The 16,550-nt window shown below is 39.3% G+C and carries 17 protein-coding genes; 13 read left to right on the top strand and 4 right to left on the bottom strand.

Annotated features, from left to right (window positions below; all coding sequences use genetic code 11):
• Positions 1–27 precede the first annotated feature (27 nt).
• Positions 28–381 carry a DUF6464 family protein gene (locus tag PL9214_RS21405; protein ID WP_072720759.1) on the bottom strand — a complete coding sequence of 118 codons (354 nt, stop codon included), beginning with the start codon at positions 379–381 and terminating at the stop codon, positions 28–30.
• Between the two features lie 182 nt (positions 382–563).
• The gene (purN, locus tag PL9214_RS21410) at positions 564–1,226 is read right to left on the bottom strand and encodes a phosphoribosylglycinamide formyltransferase (protein WP_072720760.1); all 663 of its coding nucleotides are present in this window, start codon (positions 1,224–1,226) and stop codon (positions 564–566) included.
• 201 nt (positions 1,227–1,427) lie between these two features.
• Between purN and PL9214_RS21415 the strand changes: the two genes are divergently transcribed.
• Positions 1,428–2,315, top strand: coding sequence for a carbohydrate ABC transporter permease (locus PL9214_RS21415; RefSeq protein ID WP_072720761.1), 888 nt, complete (start codon positions 1,428–1,430; stop codon positions 2,313–2,315).
• A gap of 81 nt (positions 2,316–2,396) precedes the next feature.
• On the opposite strand, the gene PL9214_RS21420 is transcribed toward PL9214_RS21415, so the two are convergent.
• Complete coding sequence (locus PL9214_RS21420; protein WP_072720762.1) at positions 2,397–3,866, bottom strand: phytoene desaturase family protein; 1,470 nt, start codon at positions 3,864–3,866, stop codon at positions 2,397–2,399.
• 462 nt (positions 3,867–4,328) lie between these two features.
• Here PL9214_RS21420 and PL9214_RS21425 point away from each other — a divergent pair, with 462 nt between their 5' ends.
• Positions 4,329–5,951 (top strand): hypothetical protein, encoded by a 1,623-nt coding sequence (locus tag PL9214_RS21425; RefSeq protein ID WP_072720763.1) that lies wholly within the window; start codon positions 4,329–4,331, stop codon positions 5,949–5,951.
• A gap of 423 nt (positions 5,952–6,374) precedes the next feature.
• Entirely contained in the window at positions 6,375–7,370 is a 996-nt protein-coding gene (locus PL9214_RS21430; RefSeq protein WP_072720764.1) for a pentapeptide repeat-containing protein, read from the top strand.
• 10 nt (positions 7,371–7,380) lie between these two features.
• Here the strand turns inward: PL9214_RS21430 and PL9214_RS21435 are convergent, their stop codons facing one another.
• Positions 7,381–7,773 (bottom strand): hypothetical protein, encoded by a 393-nt coding sequence (locus PL9214_RS21435; protein ID WP_072720765.1) that lies wholly within the window; start codon positions 7,771–7,773, stop codon positions 7,381–7,383.
• 87 nt (positions 7,774–7,860) lie between these two features.
• On the opposite strand from PL9214_RS21435, the gene PL9214_RS21440 reads away from it, so the two are divergent.
• The 10 genes from PL9214_RS21440 (at position 7,861) to typA (ending at position 16,497) form a co-directional block, all read left to right on the top strand.
• On the top strand, positions 7,861–8,028 hold the full coding sequence (locus PL9214_RS21440) for a YqaE/Pmp3 family membrane protein (protein WP_072720766.1): 168 nt from the start codon (positions 7,861–7,863) through the stop codon (positions 8,026–8,028).
• Positions 8,029–8,158: 130 nt separating this feature from the next.
• On the top strand, positions 8,159–9,223 hold the full coding sequence (locus PL9214_RS21445) for a branched-chain amino acid aminotransferase (RefSeq protein WP_072720767.1): 1,065 nt from the start codon (positions 8,159–8,161) through the stop codon (positions 9,221–9,223).
• Positions 9,224–9,298: 75 nt separating this feature from the next.
• Positions 9,299–10,171, top strand: a complete 873-nt coding sequence (locus PL9214_RS21450; protein ID WP_072720768.1) for an EI24 domain-containing protein — start codon at positions 9,299–9,301, stop codon at positions 10,169–10,171.
• Between the two features lie 50 nt (positions 10,172–10,221).
• Positions 10,222–10,521: a hypothetical protein gene (locus tag PL9214_RS21455; protein ID WP_072720769.1), complete on the top strand. Its 300-nt coding sequence runs from the start codon at positions 10,222–10,224 to the stop codon at positions 10,519–10,521.
• Positions 10,493–10,726 carry a DUF2283 domain-containing protein gene (locus tag PL9214_RS21460; RefSeq protein WP_072720770.1) on the top strand — a complete coding sequence of 78 codons (234 nt, stop codon included), beginning with the start codon at positions 10,493–10,495 and terminating at the stop codon, positions 10,724–10,726. Before PL9214_RS21455 ends, PL9214_RS21460 begins: the two co-directional genes overlap by 29 nt.
• Before the next feature lie 11 nt (positions 10,727–10,737).
• On the top strand, positions 10,738–11,886 hold the full coding sequence (locus PL9214_RS21465) for an O-fucosyltransferase family protein (protein WP_072720771.1): 1,149 nt from the start codon (positions 10,738–10,740) through the stop codon (positions 11,884–11,886).
• Between the two features lie 342 nt (positions 11,887–12,228).
• Positions 12,229–13,845: a serine/threonine-protein kinase gene (locus PL9214_RS21470; protein ID WP_072720772.1), complete on the top strand. Its 1,617-nt coding sequence runs from the start codon at positions 12,229–12,231 to the stop codon at positions 13,843–13,845.
• Between the two features lie 49 nt (positions 13,846–13,894).
• Positions 13,895–14,017 (top strand): hypothetical protein, encoded by a 123-nt coding sequence (locus PL9214_RS32775; protein ID WP_281250355.1) that lies wholly within the window; start codon positions 13,895–13,897, stop codon positions 14,015–14,017.
• An 86-nt stretch (positions 14,018–14,103) separates the two neighbouring features.
• Positions 14,104–14,322 (top strand): hypothetical protein, encoded by a 219-nt coding sequence (locus tag PL9214_RS21475; protein ID WP_072720773.1) that lies wholly within the window; start codon positions 14,104–14,106, stop codon positions 14,320–14,322.
• A 384-nt stretch (positions 14,323–14,706) separates the two neighbouring features.
• Positions 14,707–16,497, top strand: coding sequence for a translational GTPase TypA (typA, locus tag PL9214_RS21480; protein ID WP_072720774.1), 1,791 nt, complete (start codon positions 14,707–14,709; stop codon positions 16,495–16,497).
• Positions 16,498–16,550 lie beyond the last annotated feature (53 nt).

A 16,550-nucleotide genomic window follows, 5' to 3' on the forward strand; every position in this document is an offset into this window, starting at 1 on the left:
GGGGCAGGTACAGGCTTGGGGATAGCTTTAAATAGGTTCATAAAACCGACAGGTATTACAAGGGCCAGAGGGATTCACAGCACAACGCATGAGTTCTGAATGGGCATTAAACTGACAACTGGCATCCCCAATCACCCAATGTCCATCAATTAACGTTTTATCTTCAGGTCGTTCTACCGATTGTACATATAAGGAAATTTTATGTAGTCGGTAGCGACCGGATTTGAGTTGATAGCGATGGCGACGCTCTAAAACTGTATAAGTTTGCCCATTCCAGTTGAGATAATGACCGGGTTGTGGTGTCCAATCTAAACAAACACTTCCCAGGGTTTGACGGGGATGGGTCAAAATCACCTCCGTTGGTAATGAATTTAGATCCATAATGGTTTCAGTTCATTCAACACGTTGTGAGATTGTAGCTTAAAAGGGAACAGGGAACAGGGAACAGGGAACAGGGAACAGGGAACAGGGAACAGGGAACAGACAGAAAAAAGGTGTTACCCGTTTTCCAGGTGTGATATTCCAGGTTGTACCCCAATCGGAAATGAAATTTATCCCTGAGCTTATTTTTGATTATGCCACTGAGTAACTAGGGAAATAGCCCCAATCAAAATTTTATGCTCTTGAACTTGAATTCGGGCGTGTAAGGTTTCCGGGGTATCATCGGGTAAAATTGGAACCGCCGCTTGCATTAAAATTGGGCCACTATCGACCTCTAATTCGACTAAATGAACGCTACATCCTGTAATTTTAACTTGGGCTTCTAAGGCTTGTTCTACCCCTCGAATTCCGGGAAAACTGGGCAATAAACTGGGATGTAAATTAATAATCTTTTGAGGGAACGCATCGACTAAAACTTGAGTTACGATTCGCATCCATCCAGCAAAAACAATCCAATCGACATCATGTTCTTTCAATGTTTTAACAATATCTCGATCTAAATCTTCCCGTTTTTTATAGTGACGATGATTTAAAAGAATGGTTTTGACTCCAAAGCGTTGTGCCCGTTCTATAACTTTAGCATCGGGGTTATTATAAATTAAAACTTGAATTTGAGCATTGAGTTGTTGATCTTGAATAGCTTGAGCAATTGCCTCAAAGTTGGTTCCGCTTCCAGAGGCTAAAACACCAATTTTTAAAGGATTACCTTCCACAAATAAAGGAGAAGGAATAGGAGGAGAAATTAAACAGGAGGTTGAATCAATTCCCGTTAGCGTCGCATTCATTCAGAGTTTCACCCATTTATATAGTAACTTCAATACAGTTTAAAGGCTCAATAGCTTCTTGTAAAATATAGCAGTTATGGAAACATAGTTAGAACATGGACTGATATTGAAACAAAGGATGGTGAAAATTTTTTCCCCCTGTTCCCTGTTCCCTGTTCCCTGCTATATTTTGAGAAAACTTTATCAAAATTGATTCAGGTTATGGCTTCTTCACCTATTTCTCAGAAACAGCTTCTGGATCAAGATGCGGTCATGGCTTGGATTTTTCTGGCTCCAGCTTTGCTGCTCATGGGGATCTTTATTGTATGGCCTATTGGGTATTTATTTTACCTGAGTTTTACCCAAGGGAGTTTTACACGGTCTGGGGTTTATGGAGTGGGACTGAACAATTATGTGCGTTTATTTCTGAGTCCTGATTTTTGGCAAGTGCTGTTTAATACAACTTATTTTACCGTCGCAACAGTAATTCCCAGTTTGATAATTCCTGTAGGATTAGCGGTACTTTTAAATCGAACTTTTGCTTTACGAGATATTCTCAGAACAGCTTATTTTATCCCCTCCATTACTTCCTTAGTCGCCGTTGGTTTAGGATGGCGTTGGTTATTTCAATTTAATGGCCCCGTCAATGGATTATTATCCCACATTGGACTTGATCCGATTCCTTGGTTAAGTAGTACAATCTGGGCAATGCCTGTGTTAATTTTACTCAGTATTTGGAAACAATTAGGGTTTAATTTAGTAGTATTTTTAGCGGGGTTACAAGCAATTCCTCAAACTCGATATGAAGCAGCCGAATTAGATGGGGCAAATCCTTGGCAACAATTTTGGTATATAACCTTACCCGGTTTACAACCCACTATTGTTTTTGCAACGGTAACAACGGCAATTTTTACCTTAAGAAGTTTTGAGCAAGTTTATGTTATTACTGGAGGCGGCCCATTAAATTCGACGAATGTTTTAGTCTATTATATTTATGATCAAGCCTTTGCTCAATTTGATTTTGGTTATGCAGCCGCAGCGGCAACCATTTTATTAGCGATCGCTTTAATTCTAGTTTATATTCAATTGAAATTATTTGGAGAAGATTAATCTAAATTAATCTATAGCAACCCAAGCAATTGTTAGAACATAAACTATCTGTTCCCTGTTCCCTGTTCCCTGTTCCCTAATCTACAAACAATTCGCGCATAAAATCCCCGATGCTGCTACGGCGGGAACTCCAATACCGGGTTGGGTACTATCTCCCACTAAATATAAGCCTTGAATGGGGGTAAATGGCCCTGGAAATTTCCCTTGACCTGCAACAATAGCAGGGCCATAAGTGCCTTGATAACGTCGTAAATAGCGAGCATGGGTTAAAGGAGTTCCAATTAATTCTAAGGTTGTTCGTTGGCGCACATCGGGGATAATTTTTTCTACAGCACGATATAAATGTTCGGCTTTTTCTTGTTTATTTTGAGCATAAAAGCCATCTTTTTTCCACCCAAAAAAGGGTTCTAAAGTATAGGCATGAATGAGATGATGACCGGGTGGAGCTAAATTTTTATCCCAAACAGAAGGAATCGAAATCATACAAGTATTGCCAGGAACGGTAATATCAAGGTTGCTATTATGAACAACAACATGATGCCCCGTCAGTTCCTCTAATCCTTCAGATTTAAGTCCTAAATGCAGGTGCATAAAACTATCCACTGCCGGAGTATTTAAGGCGGTTTTGCGATAATCTGGAGGTAAATCCGAAGAGTTTAATAAATGGGTATAGGTATCCCAAATTGTGGCGTTAGAGATGACAGTTGGAGCCTGAAATTCTTCTCCCTTTCGAGTTTTAACCCCATAGACTTTTCCCCCGTTAACTAAAATTTTTTCAACGTGAGTTCCTAACTGAATCTTTCCCCCAAATCGAGTTAATCCTCGCACCAGAGCTTGAACAATAGCTTGACTACCTCCAATTGGATATTCAATTGTAGAATAATTTCGTTCGCCGATCATAAAAGCAACTTCTGGAGTCATCGTTCCTTCTGCTTTTAATCCTGATAATAAAAAACATTCTAAATCAATTAATCGTCGTACCCAAGGATCATGAACCGTTTGCTCAACGATTTCACCCACTGAACTTGAAATATCACCTAAGACAGGCAGTAATTTTAATAAAGAAAAGCCATAATTTGTAATTAATTTAGGAATGACTTTCCAATCAGCGCGTAACTCAATGGCGGGAATTTCTTTTAAACCTTGATAAACTTTCAGTAACCGATGTTCAAATTGGGCAAATTCCAGCGCTCCTTCGGGTGTAAATTGAGCAATAGCCTTTCGATAACGTTCCCTATTCCCATAAACAGCCAAAGACCCTTCAGGAAAATGATAATGTCCTAGAGGGTCATAGACTACCGTTGTCAGGGACTCCCCCAAACGAGTTAAAACTTGCTGTAAAGGATTTAGACCCTGGGAATTACTCAGTCCACAATAAAACGAGGGCCCTGAATCAAAATGGAAGCCCTGACGAGAAAAACCCTGTGCTGCTCCTCCCGGCAAGGTATGACTTTCTAAAATCATGACCTGTTTACCAGAGTGAGCCAAAAGTGCACCTGCTACTAAGCCACCGATACCACTGCCAATGACAATTACATCAAAATTTTGCATCCGTATTGATCAGGTTGTGGAGGTTAAGCAATAAGATTTTACCGCTATTTTAATAAAAAATAGCGTAAAATATACTAGGCTACTCCGCATTAAAATTATATTCTAGGATGAGGAAGGGAAAATGGGGAATGAAAAATAGAAATTTGTGTTTGTACAATTGAGATGTGTTTTAGCGGATCATCAGGGATGCCTGCATTTCTTCTGAATAGTCCTTTAACGGGATGTAAACTTAAGCAGATTCGGAGTGTATTCAAGCCCTTAAAGGTTTTGAAAATAGAAAAGAGGAGTCATAATCCCTCAAAAAAATCTAATCAATTTGGGTAAAACTGATCCTCTAAATAACTGATTATGAGCGATAAGTTTCTATTTTCTCCTCAGTACCACCTATTATTAACAAAACCCTAGTACCGGATACGCTTAAGTCACTTCATAAATTGTTGACTTTCTGTATTGGAGACTAAAATGCCAACCCCGTCCCGTCTAAATGAAGTTGCTCAAAGTTTAGAAGCTGATCCGAATTCAACGCGGATTAAGAAAGTTCTGTTATGTGCTTATAATGGCAAATGGGAAAATGATGCTCAAATTTTAAATGCAATTAATTTAACTCATATACTCCAAAATATTTATCAAAAATATCCTCAATTTGAACCCCTTAAAATTAGTCTCAATAATATTTTATCTCGTCTTAATAAAAAGAATGAATATGGTCGTGTTATTCACAGCATTGAAGAACAGATAACTCAACTTTACCTTCCCTCTCTTTCGGAAGAAAATTCCGAAGTTAATCAACCGTCAATTACAGCATCAGAAACCGTAAAAATTAGTCCTGAAGAGTTAAATTCTCTGTCTTCTGTCTATTTAAGTCAAGTAACTTCGCCGGATGCCAGAAACAATATATCGGATTTATTTGATGTGCGATTTAAAATTATGCAGCATACTAATCCCTTACGGGCAAAATTGGTGATTTTTTCGAGTTTAGAAAGAGAGTTTAATTATCGAGATGAAGATTGGTCACAACTTAAAAATCAAAGTTTAGATAATTTACTGCGCCAACTCTTACAAACTTTTCCTAATTTAGAACGGCTTAAATCTCATCTTTATAAGATGGCGGAATATTTAGAAGATGTGGATGAAAATATACAAGTTGTCACGGTCATTTTAGAAGCTTTAAATCCTTATTATGAACCTAAACAAAAATCTTATGCAGAAATTGCCGAATCTTCCCCGCCTTCGATTTTACAGCAACATTTTTTAACGAGTCAGGCTATTGATATTAACGAAAGTGAAACCCTGCATTTATTAAATCCTAATCCCCAAGACTTTGAATTTGCCTTAGACAAGGGAGAGACTGTTCAGGCTCCCTCGTCCATCAATGAGAGTAGTCTTTCTGATTTCACCTTAGCAACATCCATTAGTAATATTGAGATTTCAGAACCTGATGTAAAAGACAACAGTGATATTATTCAAAAAAGGCTAAAATTGGAGTTAAACGTTGAGGAAAAAATTGATCATAGTGTAGCTGATTCTTTAGTACCATTAACAACAATTTTAAAGCATTTGGAGTTATCTCTTAACCAAGAATTAAAAAATCAGACCCCTGAAGTTCAATTAGAAATCAAATATAAATCTTTAAGAAAGTTTATTCATCTGCTTCACGATAGAATTGCAGATTTAGGGATGGTCGTTAATCAATCGGAAGTCGAAGATCAACAACGATTATTGTTGAATAAGACCCTGATGATGGATGGAGGTGAAGACCCAGAGAACCTGCAACACCGACTGACTCAACCCCAATTGCTGGAACTCGCCAGACAGGGCCACGCAAAAGCGATCGCAACAGTAATCAGTCAATTCCTGAAACCGAAGGGGATTAACACTCTCGCTAAGTCAAAAGACGCTTGCTTGCACATTATACTAGAGTCAGATCAAGTGCCAAATCAAGCGACTATGAGTCAATTTGTTCATCAAAAACTTCTGGATTTGAAAATCATATCAATTCAGAAGATCAAAGTTTATGCTCGAACTCCTGGCAATAAGTCAATGGCTTGGGTGCAAGAATTTACCTATACGGGGACTCATAATTGACACTCTCTGTGCCTAAAGGCGTGGGGATTCTGGGTTCAACGTAAACCACTTAATCAAAGTACCTTGCAGTGCTTTAATCAGAGGTGGGATTTCTCCCCCGGCGTAAATTCGGATATGCCCTACCCTATTCGCATTGCTGCGAGTTCTTTTTTAACTTGAAACTAATTTGTTTCAAAAAACTGGCTGTCTAGTACCCACGAATCTTTTACCCACTGCTGGGGGAAACTAGAACTGTGCAGTAGAACCCGATAGATTCAGTTGTCAAGGTGAGCGCGTTTTGCAGTTAGGCGACTAGGTTTTTAGACAGGTTATTTACCTTTCCTGTTACTGGAAATCGTACCACAATCAGATGTTAATAGACAACCCCATATAAAGCCTAACTAGAAGTTAGGGGTTTAAAACCCATTTTTCTGATAATTAATTATGGATGAGGAAACACTACTCGAACAGTATCGAGCGGGACACAAAAACTTTAAAGGAATTAATTTAAGGGGTGCTGAACTTAGTCGTGCAGACTTGATTGGTGCTAACTTAAGTGGTTCAGATTTGCAAGGAGCAAACTTTGTTTTAGCTTATTTGAATGGAGTTAATTTTTCCCGCGCTAATCTTAGAGGTGTCCGATTTAATGGTGCGATTTTAAATAAAGCCAACTTAAGCGGAGCTAACCTCAGCGATGCAGAATTTCATGGAACCATTTTACAAGGGGCAGATTTTAAAAAAGCCAATTTAGCGTTAGCAACCTTACTGGATGTTAACCTGATTCAAGCCGATTTAAGAGGTGCTAATTTACAAGGAGCCGATTTAAGAGGCGCTTGTTTAAGGGGGGCAAATTTGCGCTATGAACCGAGAATTTATGAAAGTGTGAATTTACGAGGTGCAGATTTAAGAGGTACAGATTTACAAGGGGTCAACTTAACCGGGGCGGATTTAACCAGAGCCAATTTAAGTGGGGCTAATTTAACCGAAACGGTCTTACGCGGTGCAATTTTAACCCAAGCTAACTTAAGTCAATCGAACTTACAATCAGCCTTTTTAACAGAAGCCGTTCTCACAGAAGCCAACTTAATTGGAGCCAATTTAAGGAAAGTCAAATTTGAACGAGCGATCTTAAATGATGCCCAATTACCAGGGGTTTCTTTATGTGATGCAATTCTTCCCGATGCTCAACTCAGTAATGCTAATTTAAGCAATGCCGATTTGAGCCGGGCTAATTTAGTTCGTGCCGATTTAACTCGAACTAACCTAAATTCTGCTAATCTTACCCAAGCGGATTTAACTGATGCTTCTATTGCTCGAACCAACTTAAGAAATGCCAATCTAAGTTATACCTATTTAACTCGCGTAGAGTTGAGCAGTTCTAATACGGCTGGGGCTATTTTACATGGAGCTATTATGCCTAATGGTGAAGTTCATGATTAAACGTTAAGGATTAAGAATTAATTCCTTTTTTTCCATCTTGTCTGCCTAACTCATAAATTCCCCCACTCAGACAAGCAATAATTCCGACACTAATTGACCAACTTTTATCTAAAGCAATTTCAGTCCCCCAATTCAATAACGCTCCTACCATTAAAAAGGGAACAATGCTAAACAAAGACGCATAAAACGCATTTTGTGACTCTCGACCTTTACGGGTGCGCTCATATTCGGCTTCCGAAGTATATAACATTCGTTCGGCATAATTAAACCAACGATTTAATTGGTGTATCACCCATTCACTCACGGGAGAGAAGCCCCAATACAACGCTAAAGACCATAGGGTTGCGCCTGCAATCAGGGTAGGGTCAAAATGAAATTCAAAGGGAAAAAGATCAAGTAGCATGGGGATAAGGTTTAAGAGTTTATAGAAGTTTACCTATTCTAAATGAAAAAATTGCTAAAATATCAATAAAAATCATAATCAAGTGATATGAGCCTTATCCGTTTGATTGCTGCTATTTTCTTACCCCCCTTGGGCGTGTTTTTAACCGTTGGTTTTGGGGGCGCATTTTGGCTGAACATCCTGCTGACTCTACTTGGATTTATTCCCGGAATCATTCATGCTGTTTGGGTGATTGCTAAAAATGATCGTGATTAATTCAGATGAGATTCCACCCCTCTATTCCTATCCTGATTATTAAAGCATAAGAATAGGGGGTGTTGGGGTTTCCTAAGACTCGAAAAGCGTTATCCTCTAAAAAACAATAATTCTAACAACTCAAACGACAATGGAAACAGTGAATCACCAACTCAACATTCAAAAAACAGAACATTCCCGACTTCCTTCAGAACCCTTACATCATATTCCCTTTGGTCGAATTTTCAGTGATCATATTTTTGTGGCTACTTATGATAATGGAACTTGGGAAGATCTAAAAATTATGCCCTATAGTAACTTGACCATGACTCCAGCAATGGCAGTTCTGCACTATGGTCAGGCTGTTTTTGAGGGGATGAAAGCGTATAAAAGTGCAACGGGAGAAACCTTGATTTTTAGACCCGATGCTAATTTTAGACGAATTAATAAATCGGCTCACCGACTGTGTATGCCCCCCATTCCAGAAGAAATTTTTATGGAAGGATTAAAGGAATTAATTCGTTTAGATTCCGCTTGGATTCCTGAATCCGAAGGAAGTTTATATATTCGTCCGTTGTATTTTGCGACCGATGAATTTATTGGGTTAAAACCCTCAACTCATTATACTTTAATTATTATGAGTTGTCCAGTGGGAGCTTATTATTCCGAACCTGTTAAATTAATCGTTACTGATAAATATATTCGAGCTTGTGAAGGGGGCACAGGGTCGGCAAAATGTGCTGGAAATTATGCAGCGAGTTTATTAGCCGATAAAGAAGCTAAAGCATTAGGGTATGATAATGTGATTTGGCTGGATGGCATTCACAAAAAATATGTGGAAGAATGCGGCACCATGAATTTAGCTTTTGTGATTGATAATGTTGTGGTAACGCCTCAATTAACGGGAACGATTTTAGAAGGAATTACGCGCGATAGTGTGTTAACGTTATTCCGAGATCAAGGAGTTAAAGTTGAAGAACGGTTAATTTCCATTCAAGAAGTAGCAGAAGCTTATGACAAAGGGATTTTACAAGAAGCATTCGGAATGGGAACTGCTGCGACAATTGCTCATGTTTCTAAAATTGGATATCAAGGACGGGATTTAATTTTACCTCCGATTTCTGAACGCAAATATGGTCAATCTATTTTAGAACAATTAGAAGCGATTAAAACTGGAAAAGTACCCGATCGCTATGGTTGGGTTTGGAAAATTTAACCGCAAAAGGTGGGTTTTTACCCACCTCAGTTGGGTCTGTAAGAACAGCATAGACAGCATCTCAATTAATATTATATGAACTCCAATCCTTTACAACCTCCTAATCCTTTGTTGGAAACCCCCCTAAGTTTAATTACAGGTGCAACCTATCCCTTAAAAGCATTGAAGTTATTTTATAACAATCCGCCCTTAAGAGGATATGTGATTTTTCCAGTTATTGTTAATATTATCGTCGGGATTTTCCTCTATTTTGGATTAGTAGTACCTGGATTAAATGAAATTGATAAAATCGTGTTAAACTTAGGAACTCAAATTGATGAATGGGTCGCTAATTTACCCCAATGGTTGCACTATTTAGATATTTTAGCCAGTGTTTTAGGATGGCTATTGCGGGTGGGGTTAGTTACAGGACTCTTATTAATTATTGGGTTTCTGCTATTACAGTTTGGAGGAATTTTAGGCGCGCCTTGGTATGGTCAACTCTCAGAAAAGGTTGAGGAATTGCAAACGGGAAAACCCGCAGTATTACCTCCCCAAACCCTCACCAGTTCAGTTCAGGATATTGGACGAGCAATTTTATATGAATTAAAAAAACTAGGGTTACAAATTTTAATCGGAGTCCCTTTACTTTTATTGAATTTTATCCCCGGTTTTGGAACATTATTGTTTACAATAGGAGGTATTACTTTAGCTTCAACCATTGTGTGTTTAGACTTTTTAGATTCTCCAATGGAAAGAAGAAGGTTTCGGTTTAGAGATAAATTAAAGATGATTATTCGCACCTTTCCCGCCAGTGGGAGTTTTGCCTTAGTTTGCTTTGGGTTAGTGGTAATTCCGTTTTTAAATTTATTATCAATTCCGGTTTGTGTGGCGGCGGGAACACTGTTTTTTTGCGATCGCATTTTGTTAAACTATTGTTCTGAACCAGAAAGAACAACTCAAATTTGATTAAAAAATATTCGTTGATATGATAGACTAGAATTAGAGTAGAATAGTTCATGGTTAAAAAAATTATCTGGTCTGATTATATTCAGTATCGAGCTACATTAAGAGGCTTTGATCTCAGACAAGTTGAAGAAATTTTGAGGTTTTCAGCAGAAAAGTATTATGATAGTTCTACAGGCCGTTTGGTGGTATTGGGTAAACACAATAATGACTTGGTTCTCATCCCTTATGAAGAAAACTCAGATGCAATCATTCCTGTGACGATTCATGTAACCACCCGGCAACAAGTTCGATTTCGTTTAAAAACTGGGAGATTTGTAATCTATGAATCCGACAAAAATGACTTATTTTGAACAAGAAGATATTCTGCATTTGAAATTCTCCGATGAACCGGAAACGGGAAGTATTGAAATCAGCCCTAATATGACAGCCGAATTAAATGCAGAGGGAGAATTAATTGGGCTAGAAATTCTGGAAGCCACTGCTTTTATCCGAGATGCTATTTTAGAATCTGCTCAAGGTAAACTATTAAACTTATCTTCTGCTAAAGTCTCTTAACGTTCAATTCCATGACCTCACGTTATTTGTTATATAAAGATTATGAATCCGGTTTAAATAATAACTTAATGGGATTAGAAATAGCCGTAGGATTAGCTTATTTAACCCAACGGAAATTAGTCTTTTACGGTTCAGTGGGAGAAGAAAAGAACATCTTACCCGTGCGGGGAGGATATTTTTTATCGGTTCCTGAAAGTCGGAAACATATTATTAATATTGATAACTTACCAACAATTTTAGATTTAGTTGATCAACTTCCCATTCCGATTTTAACTTATTCAGAATTTTTAGCAGAAACCCAAGGTAAAAATCTCAGCCATTATCATAGTGATGTGAGATTAGTTAATGCTATTTTTGTCCCTAATAATATTACCATTGACCCTAAAGTTTTATCAAACTTTGCTGAAAATCGAATAATTGTACAGGATGTAGAACAGGATATTTTACAATTTAGTGCTTGTAATTTAGCGTATTATTCCCGATTTTTTTATCTTCCCTCACCTTCCCTCTATTCGTTGATGGAAGCGATTCAATTTAAACCGATTTATCGTAATTTAGCGGATAAAATTTCTCAAACCCTCGGACAATATAATGGTATTCATATTCGTCTAACAGATTATCGTAACTGTATTCCCCATCGAGAAGAAGATCATCCCTATTTAGTTTTAAAAACGTTAAAAGAAATTTTTCCTCCTGAAGAAATGCTATTAATTTGTACGGATGAATCTGAAAATATGGATTTTTTTAATCCGATTCTAAAATCTTATCAGAATAGCATTTTTATTGATCAGTTTATTATTGAAAATTTTTTACAAGAGTTTAAAGAATTACCCTTTACCGATGAACAAACTCTAGGATTAATTTGTAATTTAGTCATGTGGAATTGTCAAAAATTTGCCGGAAGTTTTCGCAGTACCTACACGGGAATTATTCATCGAAATTGGTTAAGAAACCAACTCAAAAAACAAGTTCATTCCTCAGCATTAACCTTTAAATTTGTAGAAAGTGGTTTATCTCCTGGGGAGGTTCAATTTCATCTCGGTTCCTATCCTGAAATTAACCCCGGTTTATTTAGTTGGAATCAAATTCATCTTCCTATTGTTAGTGAAATGAAATCTTGGTGTCGAGAATGGCCGGAATCTGTTTGTTTAATAGTATAGAAGTTTAATTACTGATCAATGTCATACTGAGTGAAACGAAGTATCTCTGTGGGTTTTGAACAATAGTAAAGATTCTTCGCTCCGCTCAGAATGACAGAAATATTGCATAGAAAAATTAGATCAACAAATTGTAGGGGCGAGGTTTTCTCGCCCTAACACCTGCAATTGATATCAGAGTTATAGCGATCGCATTTTACCTCAAGATTTCTCCCCAAAATCCCTAAACTATTATTAATTTTCCTAACTCTCTTTTAACCGTTTGTCAGAAATGCAGTAAAATTAATTGTAGGACTCGTATAAAATTAAACAAAATCCTAATAAAATTCTCAACCCTCTACGATAATGAAATGTTGCATCAACCCCCAATGTCAGAACCCAGACAACCCCGATAATACGGTTTATTGTCAAAGCTGCGGTGTCCCCATGCCCGACTTGCTGTACAGACGGTTTCGCATGATCAAATTTTTGGGTAAAGGGGGGTTTGGTCGGACTTATTTAGCGGAAGATCGGGATAAACTGAATGAGAAATGTGTGGTTAAACAGTTAGTTGTTAATAACCCAGGAACAAAAGTCTTAGAATTATTTGAACGGGAAGCGAAACAACTGCAACAACTGGGACATCATCCCCAAATTCCGGCATTATCGGCTTATTTTTCTGAAAATAATCAACTCTATTTAGTTCAGCAATATATTGAAGGGGAAACTTTAGATAAAATCTTACAAAAACAAGGGGTTTGGACAGAACAGCAAGTTAAGGACTTATTAATCAGTTTGTTACCTGTTCTCGAATTTATTCATCAGCAAAAGGTGATTCACCGTGACCTCAAACCCGATAATATTATGCGTCGTCGGAATGGGGAATATGTGTTAATTGATTTTGGGGTAGCGAAAGATTTATCCGCAACTGTGATCCATACTCAAGTCGGAACCCGTGTTGGTTCTGATGGATATGCAAGTCGGGAACAAATGCAAGGGGGAGAAGCCTACCCCGCCAGTGATTTATATAGTTTAGGGGTGACTTGTTTTTATCTATTGACTAAAATTTCACCTCTGGAATTATGGTCAGATGAAGGTTACAGTTGGACGAAAAATTGGCAACAATATTTAAAGCAACCTCTGAGTCCAGAATTAAGGAAAGTTATCGATCAGCTATTACAAAAAGATATTAAAGATCGTTATTCTTCTGCTGATCAGGTGTTACAGAATTTACAGATAATACGACCACCACAACCAGCGCCAAAGTTATCAACGCCACCACCGCCACAGTCAACCCCACGACCGACACCCTCACCTCAAGTATCCTGGCAAAACCCTATCTGTATTGCCACTCTCACCGGATATTCATCTAGTTTCTGGTCTATACTCTCTTTTGGTATCTGGTCTGTAGCCTTCAGTCCCGATGGTCGGACGTTAGCCAGTGGGAGTCATAAAACGATTAAATTGTTGGATGTGCAGAACCAACGGCAAATTGCTACTTTCACCGAACATTCAAATCAGGTTTACTCTGTAGCCTTCAGTCCCGATGGTCGGACGTTAGCCAGTGGGAGTCAGGACAAGACGATTAAATTGTGGGATGTGCAGAGCCAAAGGCAAATTGCTACTCTCACCGGACATTCAAATACTGTCACCTCTGTAGCCTTCAGTCCCGATGGTCGGACGTTAGCCAGTGGGAGTCATAAAACGATTAAATTGTGGGATGTGCAGAGCCAACGGGAAATTGTTACTCTCACCGGACATTCAGAGTATGTCAGTTCTGTAGCCTTCAGTGCCGATGGTCGGACGTTAGCTAGTGGGAGTATGGACAACACGATAAAGTTGTGGGATGTGCAGAGTCAACGGCAAATTGCTACTCTCACCGGACATTCAAATTGGGTGTGGTCTGTAGCCTTCAGTGCCGATGGTCGGACGTTAGCTAGTGGGAGTTGTGACACGACGATTAAATTGTGGGAGGCACGATAGGGTTAGGTTGGAGTAGCAGAAACCGGGTTTCTCAAGATATCTTGATTGGTTGCAATTAATCTTAATTAGAAACCCGGTTTCTTGGGATATTTGCGATCGCATTCGGGGATTTGATAATATGGGAAAGTGCGATCGCTTGTTTCTAAATAAACCCGATCTGTTAAAAGATTAACAAACAGATGAATCAAATTAATGTTACTATCTCAAATCCTGTCATTTGGCTAATGTCTGTTTTTCAAACCAAAGGAGAATCTAACGATGACATCCCTTGAACTTCGAGAAAAAGGCTATCAAATTCTAGTTGAACACTTAGGTCAAGTTGCTACCCTTCGTTTTCTACAAGAATTTAATTGGGGGCGAGGTGACTATACAAAAGACAGAGAAACCTTGTTAAAACAGGTGACACGGGAAAGTTTTTGGCAAGATTTGGCAACCCTTCGCGCAGAAAAAGCAAACGATAATTATAGACCTCGATAAGTCAACGCTACTGGAGTATTTGCGATCGCTTCCAGAAACCGGGTTTCTGTAGAAATCTTAATTTGTGGCAATTAATCTTAGTGAGAAACCCGGTTTCTAGGGATATTTGCGATCGCCATCAGAAACCCGGTTTCTATAGATATCTTGATTTGTGGTAATTAATCTCAATGAGAAACCCGGTTTCTAGGGATATTTGCGATCGCTTCCAGAAACCCGGCTTTTGCGGAAGTCCTGAGCTTGTAGCCGAGAAACATCACTCCTGAGATCCTCAATAGGTTTTTCTTCCCGTTAAGCTGTCTAGTGCTCCCGGTTCCCTGCTATAATTATTAAGATATTTGAAATTTTTTCAATTTCTTGCAAAACTCGGTTACAAGACCCAATCTTATGTCTCTTCCCATTCGCAACGTTGCAATTATTGCCCACGTCGATCACGGCAAAACGACCTTAGTGGACGCACTTCTCAAGCAATCTGGCATTTTCCGTGAAGGGGAAGAGGTTCCAGATTGTGTCATGGACTCTAATGATATTGAACGGGAACGGGGTATTACCATTCTCTCCAAAAATACCGCAGTTCGCTATAAAGACACCATTATTAATATTATCGATACTCCGGGTCACGCCGACTTTGGGGGCGAAGTAGAACGGGTGTTAGGCATGGTGGACGGTTGTATTTTAATCGTTGATGCCAACGAAGGGCCCATGCCTCAAACCCGCTTCGTCCTCAAAAAAGCCTTAGAAAAGGGTTTACGGCCTATTGTTGTGATTAACAAAATTGACCGTCCTCGCGCCAACCCCCACACCGCCGTTGATAAAGTCTTAGATTTATTCCTCGAACTCGGCGCCGATGATGACCAATGCGAGTTCCCCTATCTATTTGCGTCCGGTTTAGGGGGGTTTGCCAAACGCAGCCTAGAGGAAGAAAGCTCAGATATGCAGCCGATGTTTGAGTATATCCTCGAATATGTTCCACCCCCAGTGGGAGATGTGGAAAAATCCCTACAAATGCAAGTCACCACCCTCGATTATTCTGAATATGTCGGGCGCATTGTGATTGGTAAAATTCATAATGGCGTGATTAAAGCCGGACAACAAGCTGCCTTAATGAAAGAAGACGGTAGTATTGTTAAGAGCAAAATTACCAAATTAATGGGATTTGAAGGCTTAAAACGAATTGAACTGCAAGAGGCATCTGCTGGAAATATTGTAGCGGTGGCTGGATTTGCCGATGCTAATATTGGGGAAACGATTACCTGTCCCAATGAACCTCTAGCGTTACCCTTAATTAAAGTCGATGAACCGACCTTACAAATGACCTTCTCGGTGAATGACTCACCGTTTGCGGGACAAGAGGGAACTTTCGTGACATCGCGGCAAGTACGCGATCGCTTAATGCGAGAATTAGAAACAAACGTTGCTTTGCGTGTGGACGAAACCGACTCCCCGGATAAATTCTTAGTCTCAGGACGGGGAGAACTACACCTCGGTATTTTAATTGAAACTATGCGTCGGGAAGGGTACGAGTTCCAGGTTTCCCAACCCCAGGTGATTTATCGGGAAGTCAACGGTCAACCCTTTGAACCCTTTGAATATTTGGTCTTAGACGTACCCGAAGAAGGCGTGGGTAGCTGTATTGAACGCTTAGGTCAACGACGGGCGGAAATGCAGGATATGCACGTTGGCGGTAATGGACGGACTCAGTTAGAGTTTGTTGTTCCCGCACGGGGTTTAATTGGCTTCCGAGGGGAATTTATGCGGATGACTCGTGGGGAAGGCATTATGAACCACAGTTTCCTCGAATATCGGGCCTTATCGGGAGATATTGAAGCCCGTCGTAACGGGGTCTTGATTTCCTTTGAAGAAGGAGTCAGTACCTTCTACGCCATGAAAAATGCTGAAGACCGAGGGGTGTTTTTTATTAAGCCCGGTACTAAGGTGTATAAAGGCATGATTGTCGGTGAACACAACCGTCCTCAAGACCTAGAACTCAATGTCTGCAAAACCAAACAATTGACAAACCATCGTTCCGCCACCGGAGATGAACTTGTTCAGTTACAAACCCCTGTGGATATGAGTTTAGAACGAGCCTTAGAATACATTAGCTCTGATGAATTGGTGGAGGTTACACCCGAATCTATTCGTCTACGCAAACTCAGCAAGAAGTTAGTAAAACGTTAAACTTCCCTTCAACACACCGTAGAGACGTGCCATGGCGCGTCTCTACAGGGGTT

Source organism: Planktothrix tepida PCC 9214, assembly GCF_900009145.1.
Taxonomy (GTDB): Bacteria; Cyanobacteriota; Cyanobacteriia; order Cyanobacteriales; family Microcoleaceae; genus Planktothrix; species Planktothrix tepida.

Bases quoted from the DNA above. Each gene is read 5' to 3' on its own strand.
- PL9214_RS21435 (WP_072720765.1), bottom strand. From the start codon at position 7,773: ATGCTACTTGATCTTTTTCCCTTTGAATTTCATTTTGACCCTACCCTG.
- PL9214_RS21455 (WP_072720769.1), top strand. From the start codon at position 10,222: ATGGTTAAAAAAATTATCTGGTCTGATTATATTCAGTATCGAGCTACA.
- PL9214_RS21445 (WP_072720767.1), top strand. From the start codon at position 8,159: ATGGAAACAGTGAATCACCAACTCAACATTCAAAAAACAGAACATTCC.
- PL9214_RS21430 (WP_072720764.1), top strand. From the start codon at position 6,375: ATGGATGAGGAAACACTACTCGAACAGTATCGAGCGGGACACAAAAAC.
- PL9214_RS21415 (WP_072720761.1), top strand. From the start codon at position 1,428: ATGGCTTCTTCACCTATTTCTCAGAAACAGCTTCTGGATCAAGATGCG.
- PL9214_RS21450 (WP_072720768.1), top strand. From the start codon at position 9,299: ATGAACTCCAATCCTTTACAACCTCCTAATCCTTTGTTGGAAACCCCC.
- PL9214_RS21475 (WP_072720773.1), top strand. From the start codon at position 14,104: ATGACATCCCTTGAACTTCGAGAAAAAGGCTATCAAATTCTAGTTGAA.
- typA (WP_072720774.1), top strand. From the start codon at position 14,707: ATGTCTCTTCCCATTCGCAACGTTGCAATTATTGCCCACGTCGATCAC.
- PL9214_RS21440 (WP_072720766.1), top strand. From the start codon at position 7,861: ATGAGCCTTATCCGTTTGATTGCTGCTATTTTCTTACCCCCCTTGGGC.
- purN (WP_072720760.1), bottom strand. From the start codon at position 1,226: ATGAATGCGACGCTAACGGGAATTGATTCAACCTCCTGTTTAATTTCT.
- PL9214_RS21470 (WP_072720772.1), top strand. From the start codon at position 12,229: ATGAAATGTTGCATCAACCCCCAATGTCAGAACCCAGACAACCCCGAT.
- PL9214_RS21405 (WP_072720759.1), bottom strand. From the start codon at position 381: ATGGATCTAAATTCATTACCAACGGAGGTGATTTTGACCCATCCCCGT.
- PL9214_RS21420 (WP_072720762.1), bottom strand. From the start codon at position 3,866: ATGCAAAATTTTGATGTAATTGTCATTGGCAGTGGTATCGGTGGCTTA.
- PL9214_RS21425 (WP_072720763.1), top strand. From the start codon at position 4,329: ATGCCAACCCCGTCCCGTCTAAATGAAGTTGCTCAAAGTTTAGAAGCT.
- PL9214_RS21465 (WP_072720771.1), top strand. From the start codon at position 10,738: ATGACCTCACGTTATTTGTTATATAAAGATTATGAATCCGGTTTAAAT.
- PL9214_RS21460 (WP_072720770.1), top strand. From the start codon at position 10,493: ATGAATCCGACAAAAATGACTTATTTTGAACAAGAAGATATTCTGCAT.